Here is a 20,750-nt window from a genome sequence, read left to right as displayed (position 1 = left end):
CACCCGCCAGCCTCTAGGCCCTATCGTCGCGGACGCGATGACGTCACGGCTGGTCGAGGTAGAGCCGGAAGAGTTCCCACCCCAATGTCACCGCCGCGGCGCTGCCGCCCAGCAGCCAGATCAGCATCTTCTCGTTTGAGAGCTGCTTCTCTGCTGCACGAGCCCGCGTCTCGTGAAGCAACCAAAGGCACCCGAGCAGCGCGCTGCCACTGCCAAGCACCCAGAACAACAAGAACTTCGTCGTCATTGCGCACAACCTTCCCGTACAGGGCCGGTCATCTCGGGCACGACGGACGCGACTCGCGGAGTGCCGAGATGCTTCCCCTGTGATTCACTGCTTTCCTATGTCTTCACATCCACTACTTGTCCTTCGATGTCGTTTCTTGTGTCACCTCCGTTGAAGTTCTTGCGATCTGACCCTGGCTGCACCATCCTTTTGGTGCGACTCGCGGAGTGCCGAGGCGCTTCCGCAATTCGAAGGGCGCCCACCTGGCAGTGGGCGCCTTTCGTTTTTTCACGGCCAGTTTCACGTTACCTGCTTCCATCCACCTGTCTACCTAGGCTCCTACCAAGCTCTTTCTTCCAGCTCCTTTTGAGGCAACAGCCTTGAAGCGGTGTGGCTGAAGACAAGCTATGGGGGGGACTTGGACCCGTCAACGCGAGATCTAGTGCTTGGCCGGGCCCGATCATTGCAATCTATGATCGATCTCAAACACGTTTCGTCACGCTCTCATCGCGACGCTTGGTGAGGCGTTCAGCGACGCTCTGTATGGGCCAGTTGGAATCCAACCCCAGCGGGATGTTGGGCGCAGTCTTTTCCAGTTTTCCTCTCTTTACGCATCGTACGCGCCCGTGCGCTTGCTTGGGTTCTCCACACGCAACCAGATACGACGCTCCTAGCAATTCAGTCAAAGAAACCGCCGCCCCCATGAATGGGGGTATGGAGTGTCATACACACTGTCTATTGTGCCCACTGGCTGTCGCAACTGGGGTGGAGCGTCTCGCCGTCGGCCGCCATACACGCAGTGGAGTGCTGGCCTTCGCGCGCTGGCTCACACGCCAGCGTGCGTCCTGGTTCATCCAGGCCCGGCCCGATGCACCTTCTCCTCCCTGTACCTGCGTGATCATTTGAGACGCGTCGCGTCATGCGCGGGCGGTCAACGGCCCCGCCCCCCGACGATTCACGGGCTGGTCAATACGGTGGGTTAATTCCGTGTAGGTGCGCCCTCACGCGTCAGCGCCCGCAGACGTCTGCGGGCGTCCGCCGTGCGCTTCGGACGTCGCCCTCTGCCTCTTCCGGTGGTCATCCCGCTCCCCCCGCGTCCTTCGCCTTCCCTGCTGGTCGCAGCGCCCGCGCTCGGCCGCACCAAGCACCTGTCCCTGGCCCGCCCTCCACCGCCGTGGCGCGGTTCCCGGAACGTTTGCCCACCTACTGCCATCCCCTTTCCTCCGCCCCCTCTCGGGCACGAGCGGCGGACGGGAGGCTGACGAGGCACGTCACCCCTCTTCCCTGCGGAGCCCTCTTGAGCGTCCCCTTCTTTCAGTCGCACGCGACGCTCCCGACGACGCGCTCCACCCTCTCCAACACCAACGCCCGTGAGTTGCTGACGTGGCTCGGGTACACCCCACAGGAGATTGGCGACCTGTACGGTGTCCTCCCTGCCCGCGAACTCGCTGCCCGCTGCCGGCGACGCCTCTGGCCCGAAGCCCGCAACGTCGACCCCGCACTTGTAGCCCGGGAGGAACATGACGACGGCCACCCGCGCCTCGTCTTCTGCGGACGTCCCGCTGGCTACCTTCGCGACCGCACTGCGCAGCTGCTCTCCCTGGCGGAGCGCGCCGGTGAGGGCGTGGTTTCCTTCGCGTGAGGATTCGGGTGTTCACACCTTTAGGTGTGTGAAATGCACTAAAAAGTGCTATGCAGTGCGGATGGCGGCTGCTCTTTTCCTCCTCCCCCTTCTCGGGCTCGCCTTGGGCCTCGTGCTCCGGCCGCACCTCGGCGCCTGGGCCGTCCGGCTCGCCCTCTTCCTGTGCCGCTCCTCTCCCTCAGTCGTCGACGCCGTCCAGCGCCAGGCCTTCCGCGAGGTACTCCAGCGCAGTGACGTCACCGCCGCCCTCCTGGAGCGGGAGTTGAAGGAGACCGCCGCGCTCCTCGAGCGCTCCACGCCCCATGAGCGGACGCGTCCGTGGAGTCACCTCCAGGCCGTGGAGAGCCACCGCGCCCGACTGGCTCAGGCCCTCGCCGAGCTGCGCAGTCCTAAGCGCTCGCTGACACGCTGACGCCTGTTTCGCGTCTGGACTCGCCGTCTCCCCTTCTGGACCGCCCGCGTGTCCCCTTCCCTCTCGCCACTTCTGGCCTCCTTCTTGCCCCAGCGGGTCCGTCTTCCACCAGGAGTCCTCATGTCCCGGCTCGCCGTCTTCGCCTCCCTTTTCGCCGTCGCCCTCCTCATCCTCTCCTTCCCCGCCGAAACCGCCCCACCGCGGTGTAGTCACAGCGGGGGCAGCTGCGCGTCCAACGCCGACTGCTGCTCGGGGGAGAATGTCTGCGCTGAGGGCGTGTGCCGCTCCGCCCCCTCGCGTGACATCTCCTGCAATCGGGGCGGCGGCCGCTGCGACACCTCGGACACCTGCTGTCCCGGCTTCACCTGCGCTGGCGCCACTCCTGGCTCCGCGTGGCCCACCGGCGTCTGCACGGCCTCCTCCGCATGCACGCCCATGGACTCCCCCTGCGGGCGTGGGAAGGCCTGCTGCTCAGGCTTGGTATGCCGCGCCGGCGCGTGCGTCCTTCCCTCACTCGCCGGCCCTCAGTCCTGCGGCGCCGCCGCCTCCGCCTGCGGCTCCGACTCGGAGTGCTGCCTCGGCCTTGTCTGCGGCGCCGGGCGTTGCATCGCACCCGCCAGCCAGTACCGGGACGTGGGAGAGGCCTGCGACGCGAAGGCGCCGTGCTACCTCGGCAACACGTGCATCAACGGCTTGTGCGTCGACAACGTCGTCCTCCACCAGGCGCTGAGGGACAGCGCCGCCAGGGCCCAGGCAGGCGGCGGCGCCGTCCGTCAGCCCGGCGAGCGCTGCGGCCCGAAGGACGGCTGCACCTCCGGCCACGTCTGCGAGGGCGTCTGCCGTCCTGCTCCCGAAACCGCCGACAACTCCGACTCCTCTGAGACTCACAACACCCTGCCCATCCCCGTGAACTCGCCGGTCCGCTACCGAGAGCGCGGTGCCGGCAGCATCTACGGCCGCGTTCACAAGTCGCAGTAGTCCGCTGCCTTTGAGTCTCCGCCCCTGCCCAGTCTCTTGCCCTCGTGCTGCGCGGTAGTAGGAAGGTGCACGTGCTCTCCATTCCCCGTGAACTCCTAGAGGAGGTACTCCGGAGGACGGACCTCGCCGCCCTCGTCGGTGCGCACGTCCAGCTGAAGAAGTCCGGCAAGGCCCTTCGGGGCCTCTGTCCGTTTCACCAGGAGAAGACTGGCTCCTTCACGGTGGAGGGGGAGCGGTGGCGCTGCTACGGGTGCCAGGCCAACGGCGACGCGATTGCCTTCCTGCAGAAGACGGCGGGCCTGTCCTTCCTCGAGGCCACCCGCCAGCTCGCTGCCGCCGCGGGCGTCTCTCTCCCCTCTCGCAACGAGAAGCCCGCGCCGGTGGACCCACTCACCCGGGCCCTTCAGCTCGCGCAAGCGCACTTCGTTGAGTCCCTGGCCTCGCCCGAAGGTGCCCCCGCCCGGGACTACCTCGCCTCACGCGGCCTTAGCGCTGAAACGGTGTCCCGCTTCGGCATCGGCTGGGCCCCCGCGAGCTGGAGCTCGTTGAGCAACCGTCTCGCGAAGGAGGGCCTCATCCCCGCGGCCCGGACACTGGGTCTCGCCGTGGCTCGAAAGCAGAGTGGCGGACACTACGACTTCCTCCGGGACAGGCTGACCTTTCCGCTGAGAGCGCCCTCCGGCCAGCTCCTGGCCTTCGCGGGCCGTCTGCTGGGCCCGTCGGACGCCCCGAAGTTCCTCTGCACGCAGGAGTCCCCGCGCTTCCGTAAGTCCGCCACGCTGTTCGGCGCCGACGTCGCCCGCTCGGCCTTCCGCCTCCGTCGCACCGCCGTCCTGGTGGAGGGCTACTTCGACTGTGCCGTCCTTCAGCACGCCGGTGTGGCCCACACCGCCGCGCTCTGCGGCACCGCCCTCAGTCCGGAGCACCTCGAGCTGCTGCGCGCCTCTGGCGTCGAGGAGCTTGTCCTCCTGCTCGACGGTGACGCTGCCGGCTCTGCCGCGGTGGCCCGCCTTGCGCCCCTGCTGCTTCCCTCGGGGTTTGTCACCCGCGTCGCCTTGCTCCCTGCGGGCGATGACCCGGACGTCTTCGTCCTCCGCGAGGGCCCCGACGCCCTCTCCGCGCTCTTGGCTCAGGCCTCTTCCCTGTCCCAGCACTTCCTCGCCCACCTGCTGCCCGGTGGGCCTGCCGCGTCCTTCAACGCCAAGCTGAGTGCGCGCAAGCAACTCGCCGACGTCCTCGCGCCGCTTCCCTCAGGCTTCTGGAAGTCCGCCTTCCTCGCCGAGGCCGCCCGTCACTTCGGGGTTAGCGAGGACGAGCTCCTTCCCGGCAACCCCTCCGCTCGCTAGCGCCCCTTGTCGCCCTTGGTCGTGTCGGTCCACTCCGGGTAGCCGCCGTCCTCCTCTGTCTGCTGCACCATCTCCTGGAGCGTCCTGTCTCGCTCTACATCCCGGCTCTCTCGGAACCGGAGGACGTCGTCGAGCTTGAGTCTTCGCTGCACGCCCTCCCCTTGCGCTGCAAGCTTTCCCTCCTGCACCAGGGTGCCGACGTACGCTTCCGAGACGTTCAGCAATGCCGCCGCGTCCCTGGACGTCAGCTCCTTCGGCACCACGCCCACGACAACCGCGTTTCCGTCCTTCAACGCGTTCAACGCGCTCTCCAACACCTCTACGACGACGGGAGGCACGACCTCCGCAGCATTCGTCCCGTACGCCAAGCGCAGCTCTCCCGCTGCCCCCGCCCTTGCGGCTGCCACCCAGCTCGCCAACCGCTCCACCTGGCCTCTGATGTCTTCCGGGGCCGTCATCGGTTCCGTGAACTTCACGCGTCTCGTCCTCTCTGAGTGCGGCTCACTGCCCACGTCCCGACGCCCGTGGGGCACCTGCGCACTTGCTTCTCTACATACTCCCTTCGCAGGCAGCCGCCGCTGCTGAACGACGAGAAGCCGGACGGCTCTCCATGCTCTGCAGTCCTCGCTGCAGCCCGAGGCCATCCCTTCGGCCTCCTGCGCACGACGCGACTGCCGTCCACGTCGGCCACCGTCAAGGAGCTACCGCCCGCTTTCAGCGGCGCGCTTCGCGCGTCCTTGACCGCGCCCTCCGCTACCGGCCTTCCGCTACCGTCCCTCGCCAAGGCGAGGACTGCCTTACGGCGCAGACGCCTGTCACCACAACCTGACGTCTCGTCCCTACCGCCTCTTCGTGGCTCTGCGCGGTGATGCAGCTTGCGCCGCTCCTCGCGCGGCCACTGATGGTGTCGACGGTGCCACTGCGATGTTGCGCACCTCGTAGGTGCGTCCATCCGGTGATGGCACCTGCGGCACGGTTGGCAGAGAGTCCTCTGACACCAGCACCAGGTAGCGGTGTGAGGAGAGCTCGAAACCTGCGAGCGTTCCACGCGCGTAGTGCTCGGCTTGGTGGAATGCCTCCATCGCCTTCTTCTCCGCGTCATCCTCTCCCCGCACGCGCTTCCACTCGGTGAGCACCATGGCATCGGCCGCGCTCACCGCCTCCTCATCCCTTACGGGCTCTCTGAGGACCAGGTCCGTCTTCCCTCCCTTGGCGTCGGCCTTGAACGCCCAGATGCCATGTAGCAGCAAGTGCACTGCACCGAGCTTTTCGCAGGTCTCCTCTCCCTTTTTGAAGGCCTTCTGCCACTTCATTCGGAAGTCCTCGTCGGCCACGAGGCTCCGCTGCAAATGGGTGAACGCCCGCGCGACAGCGCGCCGGGCTCTCGCCTGCTTGTCGGCGAGGAAGTAGTCAACTTGGGCTCTCACCCTTGAAAGTAGGAGTGTGTATAGGACGGCTATTTCGTCCATGTTTGGTTTCCCGCGCTCGGAGAAGAGCGTGCCGTGCGCTGTCACAAATGTTTCAATCGCCGCAATTGCACCTGTAGGGATGTCCAGGGCAAACCGCGTCTTGAAGTCGACGAGCAAATTGTAGAGGTCTCGCAGTTCTGGAATAAGTGTCCGGTTCTCTATCGATCTCGCTTCCGATGGTCCCATCGGCTGCGTGCGCATAAATCGTAGTCCTTCCCCCGCCGCACTTACGCGCGCGCACCAAGCACTCCACTCATCAAGCCAGCCCATTGCTCCTCCATCCGGGCCGCACATGGCGGCCTGCGACTTTGACTCTACTGAGCCGGCAGCCACTGCCCGACATCCACGCCGCTTTCCGTGACGGGGCGCCTCATGCCGCTGCGTGTCCTGCCCCCGCGGCATGCAGGGTGCACACGCCGCCCCACATGGACATGATTGAGCGGCGAGCTGTCGCCCACCACCTCGCGGCTGTCGAAGCGGAGTTGCAACGCGCTCAACGCGCGCTGGACGGGAGTCCCGCATCCCGGATGCGCTATGCACGAGCTCGCCAGGACTATGCGGCCATTGAGCGGGAAGCCATCCGCCTCCTCGGTGCGCGCGAGACCCTCACGCTCGTCGAGGTGCATGAAGCCTCGGTGCCCGACGACGCTCCCCCGGCATGACGCTGCTCTGTCCACGCATGCAGATGCGCCGCACGTTTCGCCGACGTCTGTTCCATGAGGTGTCTTCAGTCGGTCGTGGGTGTCAGACCCACCTGTTACAACCTCTCTCACGCTGACGGGTGACGCCACCCCAGCGCCCGCACCGGGACGGACCCGGGCGACGTCACTGCCGGCTCCACGCCGGCTCAGAGGTTGTTCATGTTGTTCCTGCGTGGCTCACCGCGCCCCGCCGCGTCGCAACTGACGCTGGATGTGACTGTCCCGGTCCTTCAGCGCTGCGCCCTCTGTCGAAGTCGAGGCATCAACCCGGCCTGCTCCCGCTGCGAGCTTCGTCGCCGCCGCGACGCGCCCCTCTCGGCGGAGCAGCTCGCCCAGCGTCAGGCGTCGTCCCTGGCGGCCGGCGCGGAGGCCGCGGCCGCTCAGTCCGTCCGCCGGCAGCGCCTTGAGCGTCTGGCCGCGTTGGGTCGCCCCGTGCGCCTGGCTCTCGTTGGCTGCGGGAAGAACAAGCATCAGGACGCCACTCCCGCGCGAGAGCTCTACACCGGCGCCCTCTTCCGTGCGGCCTACCGGTACTCGACGGAGGTCTTCCACGCCGACGAGGTCCTCATCCTCTCCGCACTCCATGAGGTGGTGACGCCCGACACCCTCCTCACCCCCTACGAGCGCACTCTTCACGGCCTTCCCCGCCGAGAGCGCGACGCATGGGCATTCCGCTGCGCTAGCAAGCTCGAAGGCTTGTTTCTCGGTCTCCGGGTCGAGGTCCTCTTCCTCGCCGGCGCCGACTACGCGCTGCCCTGGCACATGCTGGGCTGGACGCCCCTCTCTCCCCTCAAGGGCATAAGCGGCATCGGGAAGCAACTGGGCCGGTTGAACTCGGCCCCGCGTCCTCAAGCTGGAGGTGTGCTGTGAGCGCATCCTCATGCGCCTCGCTGGCCTCGGGTGCCGCGCAGCTCGAGCTGCTGGCCGCCCCTGTACGGCCGCGTCCTCCCAGCCGCCGTGTACTGAGCTACGGCGGCGGCCTGGACTCGTGGGTCATGCTCCTGGAGGCTGTCCGCCGTTGCATTCGGCTGGATGCTGTCGTCTTCATCGACGTAGGCGACTCGGCCGGCGAGGACCCCGCCGAGTGGCCGGGTACGTACCGCCACCTGCGCGAGGTCGTTCAGCCTTTCTGCGCTCGCCACGGCATCCGCTTCGAGTGGCTCGACAGTCAGCGCTACCCCGTCCGTGACGCCCGGAGTCTCTTCGCGTGGCTCTGGGCTCGACGGCAGATTCCCGTCGCCATGCCGGGCCGCATCTGCACCGTCGTGGCCAAGGTGGAGAGGTTCGAGCGCTGGCTGACGGACGCGTTTCCCGGCGACGTCGTCGAGGTGTGGATTGGCTTCGAGGCGGGTGAGGAGGCCCGTGCTGCGAAGGACCCGAATGCCGGAAAGAAGAGGCGGAAGCGCCGAGCGGGCGACGCCGTCCGCGTGAATCGTTTCCCGCTCATCGAGTGGAGCCTCTGCAGGTGCCGCTGCCTCGAGGTGGCCCGGCGCGCGAGTCTCCCGCTCCCTCACGGTTCAGCATGTAGCTTCTGTCCGTTCAGCTCCAAGGCGGACTGGCAACGCCTCTCGCGAGAGCAGCCTGCCACCTTCCGCAAAGTGGTGGCGCTGGAGGCGCGCAAGCAGCTCACCACGGCGGGCTTGAGGCTCAGCATCATGGGGTTTCGGGCGACGCGCGACGCCTCCGGTGCCGTCATTCGTTACAAGGCACCGACGTTGCCGGAGTTCATCCGTGGCGACTACCGGCCTCGGGTGGAGCCGTGCCGCGTCTGCGGCGCGGCGGAGCGAGCTCGGAAGACTGTTGGGTGTGGCTTCGCCGATGACGCACCCACCTTGCTCGCCAGTTGACGCTAAGCCGTTGCTTCAAACCGCCCGGGAAGGACTCGGGCCGACGCCGCCGGCTCCACGCCGGCTCCAGGAGTGCAACTTCATGTTGAGTCAATCCGTGCAGCGGTGGCTCTTTGGCCAGGACAGCTACCGTGTCGCTGGTGAGCACATCGACGCCGCGGCCTATGACGTAGAGGAGCTGCCCGACGACAGCACCGCGAGGGCCTTCGTGCTGGCCCACCACTACAGCGCCAGCTATCCGGCTGCCCGCTTCCGCTACGGCCTCTTTCACCGCTCGCGCCTGGTGGGAGTGGCCGTCTACAGCCACCCCGTCAACGACGCTGTGCTGGAGGTGCTTCCTGGAGGTCCTCGCGACGGCGTGGAGCTCGGCCGCTTCATCCTTCTCGATGACGTCCCCGCGAATGGGGAGAGTTGGTTCATTGCCCGCACCTTCGAGTTGCTGAGGCGCGAGGGGCTCGCAGGCGTCGTGTCGTTTAGCGACCCTGTTCAGCGTCGCAGCCACACCGGAGCCCTTGTCTTCGGGGGACACGTCGGCACCATCTATCAGGCCTCCAACGCTCGCTACCTGGGACGAGGCACGCCGCGGACGCAGCGCCTGCTGCCCAATGGGCAGGTCCTCTCACCTCGGGCGCTGCAGAAGATTCGCCGGCGCGAGTCAGGGTGGCGCTACGCCAGCCGGTTCCTGGTGGAGTATGGCGCGACGCCCCTCGGCGCCGACGAGGACGCCGCGGCGTGGCTGTCGCGCTGGTTGCCGCGCCTGACGACGAAGTTCCGCCACGCCGGGTGCCACAAGTACGCATGGGCGCTCCGGCGCAGGGACTGGAAACATCTCCCCTCTGGCCTCTCCTACCCGAAGGCTTTCGGCAGGGAGCCACGGAAGCTCCCCTGAGTGAGGTCAGCCTCCGCTGCTACACTGCACATGTGCTGGTGGCAGTCGCCGCCAACACCTTGCCCGGGAAGGACTCGGGCTGTTTCCGCCGGCTCCACGCCGGCCTGGAGAGACGACATGCGTCACTACGCCGCGCTCCTGGCGGCCGTTCAGCGCCACGGCCTTCCGCTCCGCTTCCGCACCGACGTGACGGTGCACGACAAGCGCTTCTGTGCGAGCAATGACGAGCGTGTGCCCTTCCTCTGGTTGCTCTACAGGGATGGCACGCACCTGTTTCCCGCGTGCCTCCCTGACCGTCAGACTCACTCCGCAGCCTACCTCGCGGAGGTACTGCGCGACTTCTCCCCGGGGCATTGGTTTGGCTGGGATGGTGTCGCACTGACGCTGTTGCCCGACTCCGCGGAGGCCGCTGCGTTCCTGGAGCAGCACCGCGCCGAGGGGTGAAAAAAGTCTTGCCTTCTTGCTGTTGCTCATTCCACTGCACTATTTAGTGCGCGCTTCACTCCGCGCACTCGCAGCACCGTTGTCCGGCGCGGGAAGGACTCGCGCCGCGTACTCCGCCGGGCCCTCCCGGCACCGAGGTCATCATGCCGAAGCCGCACGCCACGTCGAAGACGGCCCCCATGAAGGGCGCTTCCAAGGCCGCCGACGTCCAGAAGTCGCTTCCAACCGTCACCGTCCCCCTCAAGCAAATCCTCCTGGACGACAACTACCGTCAGGACATGGGGGACCTCGAGTCGCTCGCTGAAAGCATCGACAAGCACGGACTCCTGCAGGCCGTCTTCCTTCGGGTGGTCGGCAAGGGGCAGTACCAGGTCGTTGCGGGTGAGCGACGTGTCCGCGCGCACGCTTTCCTCAAGCGGACGCACATCGAGGCGAAGGTCGCCTCGGACATGCCGGACAAGCTCTTCTTCGAGTTGAAGCTGCTGGAGAACCTCCAGCGCAAGGACCCGCACCCGCTCGAGACGGCGGAGGGCTTCCAGAAGGCGCTCGACGCGGGTTCCACCGCGGAGGAGCTCGCGGAGAGCACCGGGCAGAGCGTGAGCTCCATTCGGGCGTGCCTCAAGCTCCTCAACCTGTGCCCCGCGGGCCGGAAGCTGTACCTCTCCGGCAAGGTGCTGACGCAGAGCACCGCGCTCTACGTCGCGCGCATTCCGAATCACAAGGTGCAGGAGGCGCTGCTGGCGGAGTTGAAGCAACTCACGGAGCGCAACGACGGGGAGCCCCCCTCGGCCCGTCTCGTGAATGACCTCGTCCACCGGGACTACCTCCTTCTGCTGACGAAGGCACCCTTCGACGTCAAGGCCAGCGAACTCGTGAAGGGTGTTGGTGCTTGCGGTGCGTGCCCCAAGCGCAGCGGCAATGACCCTCTCTTCAAGGACACGAAAAACCCTGACCTCTGCACGGACAAGGTGTGCTGGAGCCAGAAGTGCGACGCGAGCTGGACGCTCGCCAAGCAGGCCGCGTCGACGGCTGGCAAGGGCGTGCTCTCGGAGAAGGACGCAGCCAAGGTCTTCAACCAGTACAACGGTAGCCTCGCGTACGACGCACCCTACGTCTTCCTCGACGCGAAGTGCTCCGACGACCCGAAGCAGCGTACCTACAAACAGCTCCTGCGCGAGGTCGTGAAGGACCGGCCCGAGCTCGTCACGGTTGCGCGCAGTCCCTCGGGCCGGCCGGAGTCGCTCCTTCCCAGGGCGGGACTGGCGAAGCTCCTGAAGAGTGCCGGCCACGACTTCAAGAAGGAGCGCGCGGCAGAGGACCAGGCCGCGCGGGAGCGCGCCGAGAAGCGTGAGGAGCGCAGCGAGGCGGGCCAGGCCCGCAACGCACGTGCGCAGGCGCAGAAGGATGCCATCGAGCGCGTGCTTGCCGTTGCGCAGCAACGCCCCATGGCCGAAACGCTCAGCTTGCTGGCGGAGCTCTATGACGTCCGCGAGTGGTTGGAGTTCGCTGACGACTTCTGGGCGAGGCCCGGCCAGGAGCCGCTCGAGGCGTTCGAAAAGAGAATTCCGTCGCTGGCTCCGGAAGCGTTCGTCAACCTCCTGCTCGCCGATGCGCTCTACTCCGGCGACACGTACTCCTTCATTCATGGCAGGCCTGCGGAGAGAGAGCCGGAGTTCATCAGGGCGTGTCGTCGCTTCGGCGTAGAGGTGCAGCCGACCTCTGGCGTCGAGGAGCTCGTCCTCCTGCTCGACGATGACGCCGGGAACTGGCGCATCGAGCCTGTGGCCAGTAACTCCGACCACGTCCACCTCCTGCTCCGCCATGAGGAGACGGACGCACGCATGCCTGCGACGTGGTGGCCGGCAGCCGCCAAGGGCGCTGCGGCGCGGCTCGAGTACGGGCACGCTCCCGACACCGCGCCCGGCACACCGGAGAGCCAGGCTCAGGCGGCCTTCTGGGTGGCTCACCCCGCTTTCGTGGCGGCCCTGGTCGAGCGCATTTCCGATGGGGACGGGGACCTGCCCACCCTGGCCACGGAGGACGTGTCCCCCGTCGCCCCTGCAAGTGACGTTGCCGTCGAAGCCGACGTGCCGACGACGACGGCGCAGACGTCTGCGCAGGCTGACTCCGAGCTCAGGAGCTTCCGCCTCATCGACGGGTGGAGCGTCGAGGTGCTGGGGACCACGAATGCCGCGGGCTTGCCCGAGGTGCTGCTGCGCGACGACGTCGGCGATTCGGTGATTGGGCGGTTCGCCTACGGCCACGGCAAGCTGAAGCCCGCGGACCCGGAGCACCTGTTCCTCCAGGCATGGGTAGAGGAGCACGCCAACATCATCGAGGAGCTCACCCGGGGGATTGCGAGTGGCAAGGTGCCTTCTCTCTTCCGGCCCGCCGTCCCCGCAGCTTCCGCCGACGTGGAGACCAGCGCCCCCGAGGCGCCTGCCCCCAAGCCCGCCAAGTCCTCGCGCCGGCAACGCGTGTAACCGAGCGTCTCTGCGTAGCGGGGCCTGGCTGCCCCGCTCGCCCCTCTGGTGTTCGGCCGGGACCCTATGCTTCAGTCGCGGCCGCATGCAGCGCGCAGGTGTTGCTTCCACTCGTCTTGCGTCCAGAGTCGCTTCCCGCCGGGCTGTGACGACCGCGGCTGTGTCAGGGCTGCTGGAGCCTTCACCTGGCGATGCTTCCCCGTGCTGTGCTGTGAAGTCCGACCGAGGCGGCTGTCCCACGTCGCCGGCGCACTGCCCTTCCCTTTTTCCCGCTGATAGGACTCACCCATGCCTCCCCCCGGACGTCGCGAGCCTTCCACGCCCCATGCTCTCCTGAATGCCCTTGGGGGCGCGCAGGAGGCGCGGACCTTCCTGAAGCAGTTGGCGCAGGCCGTAGCCCTCGGCGCGCGCGCCCACGAGGATGCGAAGGGCAACGCAGCCGCCGCGGCGGCCGCGCTCCTCCAAGACGTCGTCTCGGACGTCGCGCCGGCCCTCCCGTATGTCGCGGCCAAGGTGCCCACGTCGGCACGCCTCCTCTTGCGCGGGGATTCGGGCAACAAGGACGAGCAGCGGGAGTACGCCGTGGTGGACGGGGAGGACGTGCGTGCCGTGCACGTGGCGGGGGACGCGACGCCCGTCAAGCTCACCGAGCCTGGGGGCACCGCCGGCACCTTCACGGGGCGGGGCCTGTGGCTGACGGAGGCAGGAGGTTTCGTGGAACTCCGCTACTCCGGCAGGTGGGCTGCTCAGCCTGAGAGCCGCGATTGGGCGGCACAACTGCGCGTCCTGACGGCCGAGGAGGCAATGGGCGCCTGGAAGCTCGAGGATGTCGTCGAGGCACTCCTCGTCACGCTGCACAAGCAGCAGCGCGAGGAGCCGACGCAGGCCGCGGTACGCCGCACCCAGGTCCTCTCCGCCATTCGCACGCTGCTCTCAGCGCCGAAGTAGGCCCCACTCCACCCCGCCTGGTGGCGCCCGGTGACACGGCGCCCCAGAAGGGCCGGGCCTCCCGGGGCGCTCGCCCCTGCCGGGCGCGCGCACGACGCCCCGGGCCCCGGCTGGCCTGCGGCGCCCCTGCACCAACAAGCGTCTATCCCCACACTCCAATACACCTGGGTGCGCGTTTTCCGCGCTTCCAGGTGCGGCGCAGCGGTACAACCGCGCTGTCGCCTCCGTGGTGGAGGTGACATTGCGGCGTCGCACCTTTAAACACCAGTATGCACCATATAGTGTGTTTTCGGCACTATTTGCTTGAGTCTGTGCAGTTATTGGTGTTCTGTGGTGCGGCGCATGGGGAAACCCTCGTGTCCCGAACTCCCTCTCAGGTGGAGTTGATGGCGAAGGTGAACGTGGAGCTGACAGAAGAGCAGCTTGTGACGCTCAGAGAGCGGTCGGCGGTGGTCGGGTCGACTCCACTCGCCATCGTGGAGGCGGCCAACGACGTCGCCTTCTTCTTCGACCTTCCTCTCAACCAGTGCGCCGTCCTCGACGAGGACCGAAAGCGGATGGCTGGGGACGAGGGGCGCATTCCCTCCCGCCGCGAGTACACGCGCTCTGTCATCTCCCGGCGCTACGTCAATCTGGCCAGCTCCGGACGGAAGCTGCCCAAGCCGCTGCCCCCGCGGACGTTGGCTCCCGACGACCCGGCATCGGAGAGCGGACGCACCACGGTGAATGTCCCCATGCGCCTCAAACGCTTCGTCGACGAGCGAGTGAAGGAGCTTGGGCACACGAAGCACGTGCTGACGGCCGCGGTCGATGACGTCGGGAGCTACTTCGGCTCTCCGCCGGACCAGCGTCGCGTGCTCGAAGGAGAACGCGCGGCGCTGTCCCAGCAGCTGGGGGAGGAGCTCTCTCACCGGGAGCACATCCGAATCATTCTTTCAGAGTGGGTTGTCACTCTCACCAGTGAGGGCGGCGCAGGCCGCACCTGAGGTGCTTGGAGGCAGCATGCGTCGTGGTGGTTTCAAGCGCGAAGTCAGGGCTCCCGAGCTTCCTCTCCTGACTCGCCTCACGCTGCTGCCAATGGCTGAGCGCCTGTTCGTTGCTCTCCTGGTGGTGTTGTCCGTGTCTGTTCCGGTGCTGGTGCTGTACGGAGAGTCGGTGGACCCGCAGGCCACGTCCCCTTGGGGATGGGCGGCCCGACACCCGCTCTGTCTGTGGTGCCTCGCCCTGCTTGTCGCAGTTGGCGCCCTCCTCTACTTGGAGCCGCCTCGCGCCGCCTCTCCGCGCGCGTGGCTCCAACAGCTCAGGAAGCGCGCGCACCTGACACGGTCCATCTACGCCGCGAATCTCACGCGGCTATACCCAGAGGAGCAGCATGAATCCAACGAGGAATCTCCGTAAGGCAACCCGCGAGCAGCTCGCCGGGCTTCAAGTCGCGCTCGTCGCGGCCGTGTGCACGTGGGCCGTGGACGCTCATGCGTATCTTGGAGAAAAGGCCCTGAAATGGGCCGTCGCAAACATCACGATGCCGCTCGGAATCAGCGCCATCGTGATTGCCCTGGTCGCCGCGAAGTTCAACCCGAAGGCCGCGGCCGGTGCGGCCATGGTGGCGATTATCTGCATCGTCATCGCCTTCGTGGCGAGCCAGGGGCAGCAGGTCATCCAGGTGATGCAGCCGTAGTCACCGCTCATGAGAGCGCCTGTCTACCGAGACATCGAGCTCAGGGAAACGCTCCTTGGGCTCGCGTTTCCCTCCGAGGTGATGATTGTCGCACTCGTCGCCTACGGAGGAGTCGGTCTCTTCGATGATGGACGCGTCACGCTGGCCCTGACGGTTCTCGCGTACGTCGGGCTCCGAGCGGCGACGCACGGCAAGCCCCCTGGCCACGTCATGCACTCGCTCACGTGGTGGTGGCGCCGTCTTCGAGGCGCCCGTCTTTGCGCGGCAACACGCTGCAAACAGCCCCCCTTCCTCCACGCTCGTCGGCGCCCATAGGCGTCTGCGCGCGCGAGGTGAGTATGAATTCTCCCTCCCTTGCTTCGTATGTGCCTCTCTGGTCCACCGTGCACCAGGAGGGCGTCACGGCAGTCATCAGCCCCTCCCTCGACTATTGCGGGGCCCTCGTGGTGCAACCGCGGGACTGCACCTTCGAGTCCGAGGAGGGGTTGAAGTCCCTCGGCGAGGGACTCCGGAGCTTCGTCTCCACCCTCAACGACGGAATCACCGTGCGCTTCCTGTACCGCGTGGACAGCGACGGCGAGGAGGCCATTCGGGAGTACGAGAAGGCGGGTGCGGGGGCTTGCGAGCCCAGCCTCCGGGAGCATGTCGCGGCCCGAGCGCGCTGGCTTCGGGCACTGCCCATGCGGCGGGTGCGCCTCTTCCTCTTCTTCTGCCTGCCCGGAGGCTCCCGGCTGGTACGGGGCGAGCTCGGCTCCGCGCTCCCCTTCGCCAGCCTCGCCGGGCACGCCGAGAAGGAGCACCGGCGCGCGCTGGAGGGCCTTGCTGCCCTCCGCGACAAGCTCTCCAGCCGTCTTCGCCAGGTGGGCCTGCCCTCCCGGGAAATGACGGTGGAGGAGGTGCGCCAGGTGCACTACGAGCTGCTCAACCCGGACAGGGCGCAGCAGCGCCTGCGGGCACCGCGCGTTTGCATCCCCCACTCCCAGGAGGCGGGGCAGAGCGACGTACTGCGCGCATACACGGAGGGCGAGCAACTCTCCTACGAGGACATCCTCGAGGAGCGAGGCTTCTGGCGCCAGGAGCGCCGGGTGCGCGCCATCTGCACGCTTAAGGTGCTCCCGGAGAGCGACACCCACTATGCCCTGGGGGACCACCTCCTCTACCCGCGTGCTGCCGTACGCGGGGGAGGTGAGGCCCTCTTCCCTTTCTGGCTATCTGTTTCGCTCACCGTCGGCAACCAGCGGGAGCGCAAGGCGACGCTGAATCGACGTGCACGCTTCGTGGACTTCTCCCGCAGCTTCATGGGCCGGTTGGGGTTGGGCGGCCACAGCGCCAGCCAGGACATCGAGGACGCGGCAGCCCAGAGTTCCATCCTCGGCGCGCTCAGCGAGCTGCAGCACACCTCCTCCAAGGTGGTGGACCTGAGTGTTGCTGTCCTCCTCGAGGCAGGTACGCCGCAGGAGGTGGATGCGCAGGTGGAGGGCATGCGGGAAGTCTTCAACCGCCAGGGCAACGCGGAGCTGTACCGGGAGACGGTCGCGCAGCTCCCTGTGTTCTTCAGCATATTCCCCGGGGCCCTCGCCTACCCCGCCCGCCGCAAGGCGTGCACCTCCCGGAATGCGGCGGACTTCCTGCCCGTCTTCGGGCCGTGGCGCGGGACGACGACGCCCACGAGTCTGCTGCAGACGCCCGCGGGGGACCCGGTGGCCTTCGACTTCTTCGACCCGAGCGTGCCCTCGACGCACGGCTTCGCGGCGGCAGCCACGGGAAGCGGAAAGAGCTTTCAGTTTGGCAGCCTCGTCCGCGACGCGCGGGCGCGGGGCTACGAGGCCATCCTCCTCGACAACGGCGGCTCCTGGCGGCGCTTCACCGAGGCTTCCGGGGGCGCGTTTCTGCCCGTCACCCTCAACACCAGCCTCTCCCCCTTCGAGTCGTACTCCGAGCTGGTGCAGGCGGACGGCACGCTCAATCCCGCCGACCTGGCGAATGTGGTGCGTTTCCTCGCGGTGTGCACCTGTGACTCCACGCTGCCCACCTTCGACAAGCTGCACGAGGCTGTCGCCCTCCGTGCGGTGAGCGCGGCGTATGTCCAGCTGCGGAAGGAGCCGTCACGACGCCCAATCATCAGCGACTTCGCCAAAGCACTGGTGGGGTTCCGCTGGGAGTCCCAGGACGACGAGGCGATTGCGCAGAGTCTCGTGCGGCGCCTCTGGAACTGCACCGAGGGCACCTATGCCGGCATGCTAAACCGCCCCTGCACCCTCGACTTCTCCTCGCCGCTGCTGACGTTTGACTTGGAGGAAGTCTCCAAGGACGAGGGCCTCAAGGCCCTCGCCCTGGCGACGATTACGCGCACCGTCGAAGTGCGGGCCGCCCGGGCGCTGAAGCAGAGAGGCGCCCTCACCCTCTTCGCCATCGACGAGGCCCACCAACTCCTGAAGACGCCGGCGACAGAGAGCTTCATCGAGTACGCCTACCGAACCTTCAGGAAGAAGGGAATCAGCTGCTGGCTCATCTCCCAGCAGTTCAACGACTTCACGAGTGCGCGCTGCGGCCCGACGCTCATTGAGAACAGCACCCTGAAGATGGTCCTCTACCATCCCCAGGGCGGCTACGAGCAGCTGTCCCACCACTTCCGCCTGACGCCCCGTGCGAAGGCGGCGCTGGAAAGCCTCTCGACGAGTCCCGGCTTCTACTCGGACTTCCTCCTCATGTACGGCGCCCACCAGGTGGTTTGCCGCAACCGCGTGGACCCGTACACCTACTGGCTCCTCACGACGGACCGGTACGACAACGACTTGCTGCGCTGCGCACAGGCGGCCAACCCGGCCATGCCGGAGTTGGAGCTGATTCGTCACCTCGCACAGCAGTACCCCCAGGGGTGGCGCACGCCGCAGCCAGGCCGTCCCAACTCCCGGGCCGCATAGCAGACGTCTGCGCCGTCGGTTTGCTGGTTCGTCCCCGTCCTCTCACTCAGGAGGTGTCCCATGGTGCGCTCCGCGCCCCGGCAGCTCATTGCTGCCGGCCTTGTCGCATTGCTGGTCGTCTACCCCACTCCCGCCCGCGCCGACCTGTTCGGCGCAGATGTGCCTGTACTCGTGCAGCTCGTGTCGAACTCCTTCTCCCAGTTGGAGGTGCTGAACGAGAGCTTGAGCGCCGCGCGCTCCGCGTACGAGGAGACGCGACGCCTGACCTCGTACGCCGCGGAGGCGGCCGCCGAGTTCCACGAGTTCCAGCAGTTGGGCGCTCGCGTCTTCTCCGGCGACGTCACGGCGGCGCTCGATGCCACCTTCCCGGACCTGGCCTATCTCCGCTCCGCAGCCGCCTCCGGGAGCAATGACTTGTTCCAGAATCGCGGTGAGTTGTCCCAGATGGTGCGCGTCTGCATCGCCCAGGGCCGCTGCACCGAGGTGCAGGGCGCCCTGAGTCTGCAGCAGGCGACGAGCAACATCTCCGCAACCTTCGGGACGTCCCCTCCCGGGGACATCGAGGGCCACATCATGGACCAGCAGGCCGCCCTCGCACTGGAGGCCGCGCAGTCCCAGATGGGACGTGACGCGGTGCTCCGCCTCACGGCCCGGGCGTTGATGGAGCGCTGCACCTCGGCGAAGGACCTCTCCGCCTGTCAGGCCGCCGGCAGCGTAGCGCAGATTGCCGCGCTGGAGCAGTCCGCGGCGATTGCCGACCAGCTCGCGCAGTCCAACACGCTGCAGGCGACACAGCTGGCCCACGAGTCGGCCGAGCGCAAACGCGAGCAGCGAGGGGCGCAGCAGCGTGAGGAGTTCCTCGAGCAGGCGGTAGACCTCTTCGCACCCACCCCCACTCCCGTGGAGGTGGAGGGGGGCTTCGACATGCAACAGGAGGGGCAGTAATGCGTGCGACACGCCTCGTCGCGGCCATCCTCTTCTCGGTGCCGGGGGTGGCCCTTGCAAACGGGGACCCGCGGAATGCAGCGGTCGCCGCCTTGCTGGAGAAGACGACGGCCATCGCCTGGTCGTGGCTCGCCACCGCCATCATCCTTGGCCTCATCGTCGCCTTCCTGAAGTCCGGGCCCACGCCGACGTGGAACCTCGCCGGCTTCGCCTGGCGAGCCATGCTCTGCTTTGCCCTGCTCGCGAACTACCCGACGGTTTTCGGCACGGTCATCAAGACGTCACGCAGCATTCGTGATGCTGTCGGCGCCGACGAAGCGCAGGCCCAGTACCAAGCCTCGATGCGCAGCATGATTGAGCGCATGCGGGCCGCTAACGCGGCCGTCGCGAAAGAAGTGCTCACTGGGGACGCCTCCGCCGCAGCGCCTGGGTGGGTGGCCGAGAAGCTCGCTGGTGCCACCGCGGAAATTGGCGGCGCCATCTTCAATGCCCTCCTCTCCCTCGTCATGCTCCTGGGGCTACTGGCTCACTGGGTGCTGGGGCAGCTCGCCAGCATCCTCATCAGCCTCTTCTACATCCTGGGTCCATTGGCCTTGATGCTCGCCATTCCGTCGGGAGGTGGCATCGCCCTGCGCTGGTTCGGCAAGTTCGCCACGTACTGCACGTGGCCGATTATCAGCGCGATTCTCGTCGCGCTGGTGGGCCAGATGATTACCTCCTCAATTGATTCCGTGGCGACTGCGCCTCCCTCCTCCTCGGGGGCGGTGGCCGCGAATTCCGCCGCCGTCCTCCAGGCCCTCAAGGGCGTCGCGACAGCGCTCGTCCTTGTGGCGACGGCCGTCTCCACGCCCGCCATTGCCGGCGCGCTGGTGACGGTGGGCGCGGGCAACTTCGCCGGCCATGCAGCGGCGAATGCTGCTGGCACCGCCGGCGACGTCGGCCGCTGGGCGCGCCGCGCAGCGGAGATGAAGGCCGCTGCGGCCACCGGCGGCGCCTCTGCCGCCGCAAACGCGGCGGGCGGCGCTGCAGCTGGCGCGGCGGGCATGGGCGAAAGGACGGCCGCTGCGGTGGCCCACGCGAAGAACGCAGGTACGCCCGGCGCGCCCGACGTCCCAGGAGCCGCAGCCGCCATGCTTCGGCAGGCGGCGGCAACGGCGGGAGAGGAGACAAAGGGTGCGCCGATGCCTCCCCCTCCCTCGGTGCCCTTCGCTGGCGCGCCCACGAAGGCGGAGGGGGCCCGCTCTCCTGCGCAGGGAAGCACCACGCTGGGCCGGCCCCGTCCGCCTCCAGAAGCGACACGCACCTCTGCGAGCCAGGCGGCACAGGAGGCCAACACGAGGACCTCCGCGTCACTGGCGGCACAGGAGGCCAACACGAGGACCTCCGGGAGTCAGGCGCGGCGCGAAGCGATGTCCGTTCACGAGCGGCTCGAGGCCGAGCTGCCGCCGCCTCCAGGGGTTGCGGCAACTTCCCCTCCTCCCTCTCCGCCAGGGTGGGACGAGCGCGAGGGGAGATACAGGGACGACGCGGCGGACGCAGCCCAGGCATCTGAATGGGATTCCTGGTGGGCCGCGAGTGCAGACCCTCCATCCTTGCGGGAGCTCCGCGGCGAACCCGCGCCCTCCGCCACAGGAGAGGAAACACTGGGGCACGTGCCCGTCCTTGGGCCTCCTCCCGCGTCAAGGCCGGATGCGCCGACCATCTTCGCCGCCCAGGACGCCACCAGCGATGGCCGCGCTCGTCCGGGTGGTGCCGCTTCTCCACAGCAGCCCTCCCCTCCTTCGGAGCAGGGCACTCGCAATGACCGCAGGTGAGGAA

Annotated in this window: 20 protein-coding genes; 16 read left to right on the top strand and 4 right to left on the bottom strand. The window is 67.5% G+C overall.

Translation table 11 applies throughout. The annotated features are described in order from the left end of the window. Positions 1 to 43: 43 nt before the first annotated feature. Complete coding sequence (locus OV427_RS50060; RefSeq protein WP_267863639.1) at positions 44 to 247, bottom strand: hypothetical protein; 204 nt, start codon at positions 245 to 247, stop codon at positions 44 to 46. Positions 248 to 1,523: 1,276 nt separating this feature from the next. Between OV427_RS50060 and OV427_RS50055 the strand changes: the two genes are divergently transcribed. Further along, positions 1,524 to 1,868 carry a hypothetical protein gene (locus OV427_RS50055; protein WP_267863638.1) on the top strand — a complete coding sequence of 115 codons (345 nt, stop codon included), beginning with the start codon at positions 1,524 to 1,526 and terminating at the stop codon, positions 1,866 to 1,868. 61 nt (positions 1,869 to 1,929) lie between these two features. Beyond that, positions 1,930 to 2,280: a hypothetical protein gene (locus tag OV427_RS50050; protein ID WP_267863637.1), complete on the top strand. Its 351-nt coding sequence runs from the start codon at positions 1,930 to 1,932 to the stop codon at positions 2,278 to 2,280. A 209-nt stretch (positions 2,281 to 2,489) separates the two neighbouring features. Here the strand turns inward: OV427_RS50050 and OV427_RS50045 are convergent, their stop codons facing one another. Next, a complete protein-coding gene (locus OV427_RS50045; protein ID WP_267863636.1) occupies positions 2,490 to 2,717 on the bottom strand; it encodes a hypothetical protein in 228 nt (75 codons plus the stop codon). A gap of 196 nt (positions 2,718 to 2,913) precedes the next feature. On the opposite strand from OV427_RS50045, the gene OV427_RS50040 reads away from it, so the two are divergent. Next, on the top strand, positions 2,914 to 3,258 hold the full coding sequence (locus tag OV427_RS50040) for a hypothetical protein (RefSeq protein WP_267863635.1): 345 nt from the start codon (positions 2,914 to 2,916) through the stop codon (positions 3,256 to 3,258). A 71-nt stretch (positions 3,259 to 3,329) separates the two neighbouring features. Further along, on the top strand, positions 3,330 to 4,604 hold the full coding sequence (dnaG, locus tag OV427_RS50035) for a DNA primase (RefSeq protein ID WP_267863634.1): 1,275 nt from the start codon (positions 3,330 to 3,332) through the stop codon (positions 4,602 to 4,604). On the opposite strand, the gene OV427_RS50030 is transcribed toward dnaG, so the two are convergent. Beyond that, positions 4,601 to 5,080, bottom strand: coding sequence for a helix-turn-helix domain-containing protein (locus tag OV427_RS50030; RefSeq protein WP_267863633.1), 480 nt, complete (start codon positions 5,078 to 5,080; stop codon positions 4,601 to 4,603). The two genes, dnaG and OV427_RS50030, sit on opposite strands and share 4 nt — an antisense overlap. Before the next feature lie 363 nt (positions 5,081 to 5,443). Further along, positions 5,444 to 6,274 (bottom strand): hypothetical protein, encoded by an 831-nt coding sequence (locus tag OV427_RS50025; RefSeq protein ID WP_267863632.1) that lies wholly within the window; start codon positions 6,272 to 6,274, stop codon positions 5,444 to 5,446. Positions 6,275 to 6,498: 224 nt separating this feature from the next. Here OV427_RS50025 and OV427_RS50020 point away from each other — a divergent pair, with 224 nt between their 5' ends. From OV427_RS50020 to OV427_RS49965, 12 genes are all read left to right on the top strand, one after another. Then, positions 6,499 to 6,735 carry a hypothetical protein gene (locus OV427_RS50020; protein WP_267863631.1) on the top strand — a complete coding sequence of 79 codons (237 nt, stop codon included), beginning with the start codon at positions 6,499 to 6,501 and terminating at the stop codon, positions 6,733 to 6,735. A gap of 198 nt (positions 6,736 to 6,933) precedes the next feature. Next, positions 6,934 to 7,644 (top strand): DUF6884 domain-containing protein, encoded by a 711-nt coding sequence (locus OV427_RS50015; RefSeq protein WP_267863630.1) that lies wholly within the window; start codon positions 6,934 to 6,936, stop codon positions 7,642 to 7,644. After that, positions 7,641 to 8,621 carry a hypothetical protein gene (locus tag OV427_RS50010; RefSeq protein WP_267863629.1) on the top strand — a complete coding sequence of 327 codons (981 nt, stop codon included), beginning with the start codon at positions 7,641 to 7,643 and terminating at the stop codon, positions 8,619 to 8,621. Before OV427_RS50015 ends, OV427_RS50010 begins: the two co-directional genes overlap by 4 nt. A gap of 82 nt (positions 8,622 to 8,703) precedes the next feature. Next, a complete protein-coding gene (locus tag OV427_RS50005) occupies positions 8,704 to 9,510 on the top strand; it encodes a hypothetical protein (protein WP_267863628.1) in 807 nt (268 codons plus the stop codon). 117 nt (positions 9,511 to 9,627) lie between these two features. After that, on the top strand, positions 9,628 to 9,954 hold the full coding sequence (locus OV427_RS50000; RefSeq protein WP_267863627.1) for a hypothetical protein: 327 nt from the start codon (positions 9,628 to 9,630) through the stop codon (positions 9,952 to 9,954). A 143-nt stretch (positions 9,955 to 10,097) separates the two neighbouring features. After that, positions 10,098 to 12,437 carry a ParB/RepB/Spo0J family partition protein gene (locus tag OV427_RS49995; RefSeq protein ID WP_267863626.1) on the top strand — a complete coding sequence of 780 codons (2,340 nt, stop codon included), beginning with the start codon at positions 10,098 to 10,100 and terminating at the stop codon, positions 12,435 to 12,437. Between the two features lie 288 nt (positions 12,438 to 12,725). After that, entirely contained in the window at positions 12,726 to 13,385 is a 660-nt protein-coding gene (locus OV427_RS49990) for a hypothetical protein (protein WP_267863625.1), read from the top strand. Between the two features lie 386 nt (positions 13,386 to 13,771). Further along, a complete protein-coding gene (locus OV427_RS49985; RefSeq protein ID WP_267863624.1) occupies positions 13,772 to 14,371 on the top strand; it encodes a hypothetical protein in 600 nt (199 codons plus the stop codon). A gap of 536 nt (positions 14,372 to 14,907) precedes the next feature. After that, positions 14,908 to 15,063, top strand: coding sequence for a hypothetical protein (locus tag OV427_RS49980; RefSeq protein WP_267863623.1), 156 nt, complete (start codon positions 14,908 to 14,910; stop codon positions 15,061 to 15,063). 338 nt (positions 15,064 to 15,401) lie between these two features. Continuing rightward, on the top strand, positions 15,402 to 17,987 hold the full coding sequence (locus OV427_RS49975; RefSeq protein WP_267863622.1) for a TraC family protein: 2,586 nt from the start codon (positions 15,402 to 15,404) through the stop codon (positions 17,985 to 17,987). Between the two features lie 60 nt (positions 17,988 to 18,047). Next, the gene (locus OV427_RS49970) at positions 18,048 to 18,932 is read left to right on the top strand and encodes a hypothetical protein (protein ID WP_267863621.1); all 885 of its coding nucleotides are present in this window, start codon (positions 18,048 to 18,050) and stop codon (positions 18,930 to 18,932) included. Further along, positions 18,932 to 20,746: a hypothetical protein gene (locus tag OV427_RS49965; RefSeq protein WP_267863620.1), complete on the top strand. Its 1,815-nt coding sequence runs from the start codon at positions 18,932 to 18,934 to the stop codon at positions 20,744 to 20,746. The genes OV427_RS49970 and OV427_RS49965 overlap by 1 nt, the downstream gene beginning before the upstream one ends. Positions 20,747 to 20,750 lie beyond the last annotated feature (4 nt).

Origin of the sequence: Pyxidicoccus sp. MSG2, assembly GCF_026626705.1 — a bacterium.
Lineage (GTDB): Bacteria > Myxococcota > Myxococcia > Myxococcales > Myxococcaceae > Myxococcus.
The sequence above is the reverse complement of the archived record's forward strand: the minus strand, read 5'-3'. Positions and strand labels throughout refer to the sequence as shown.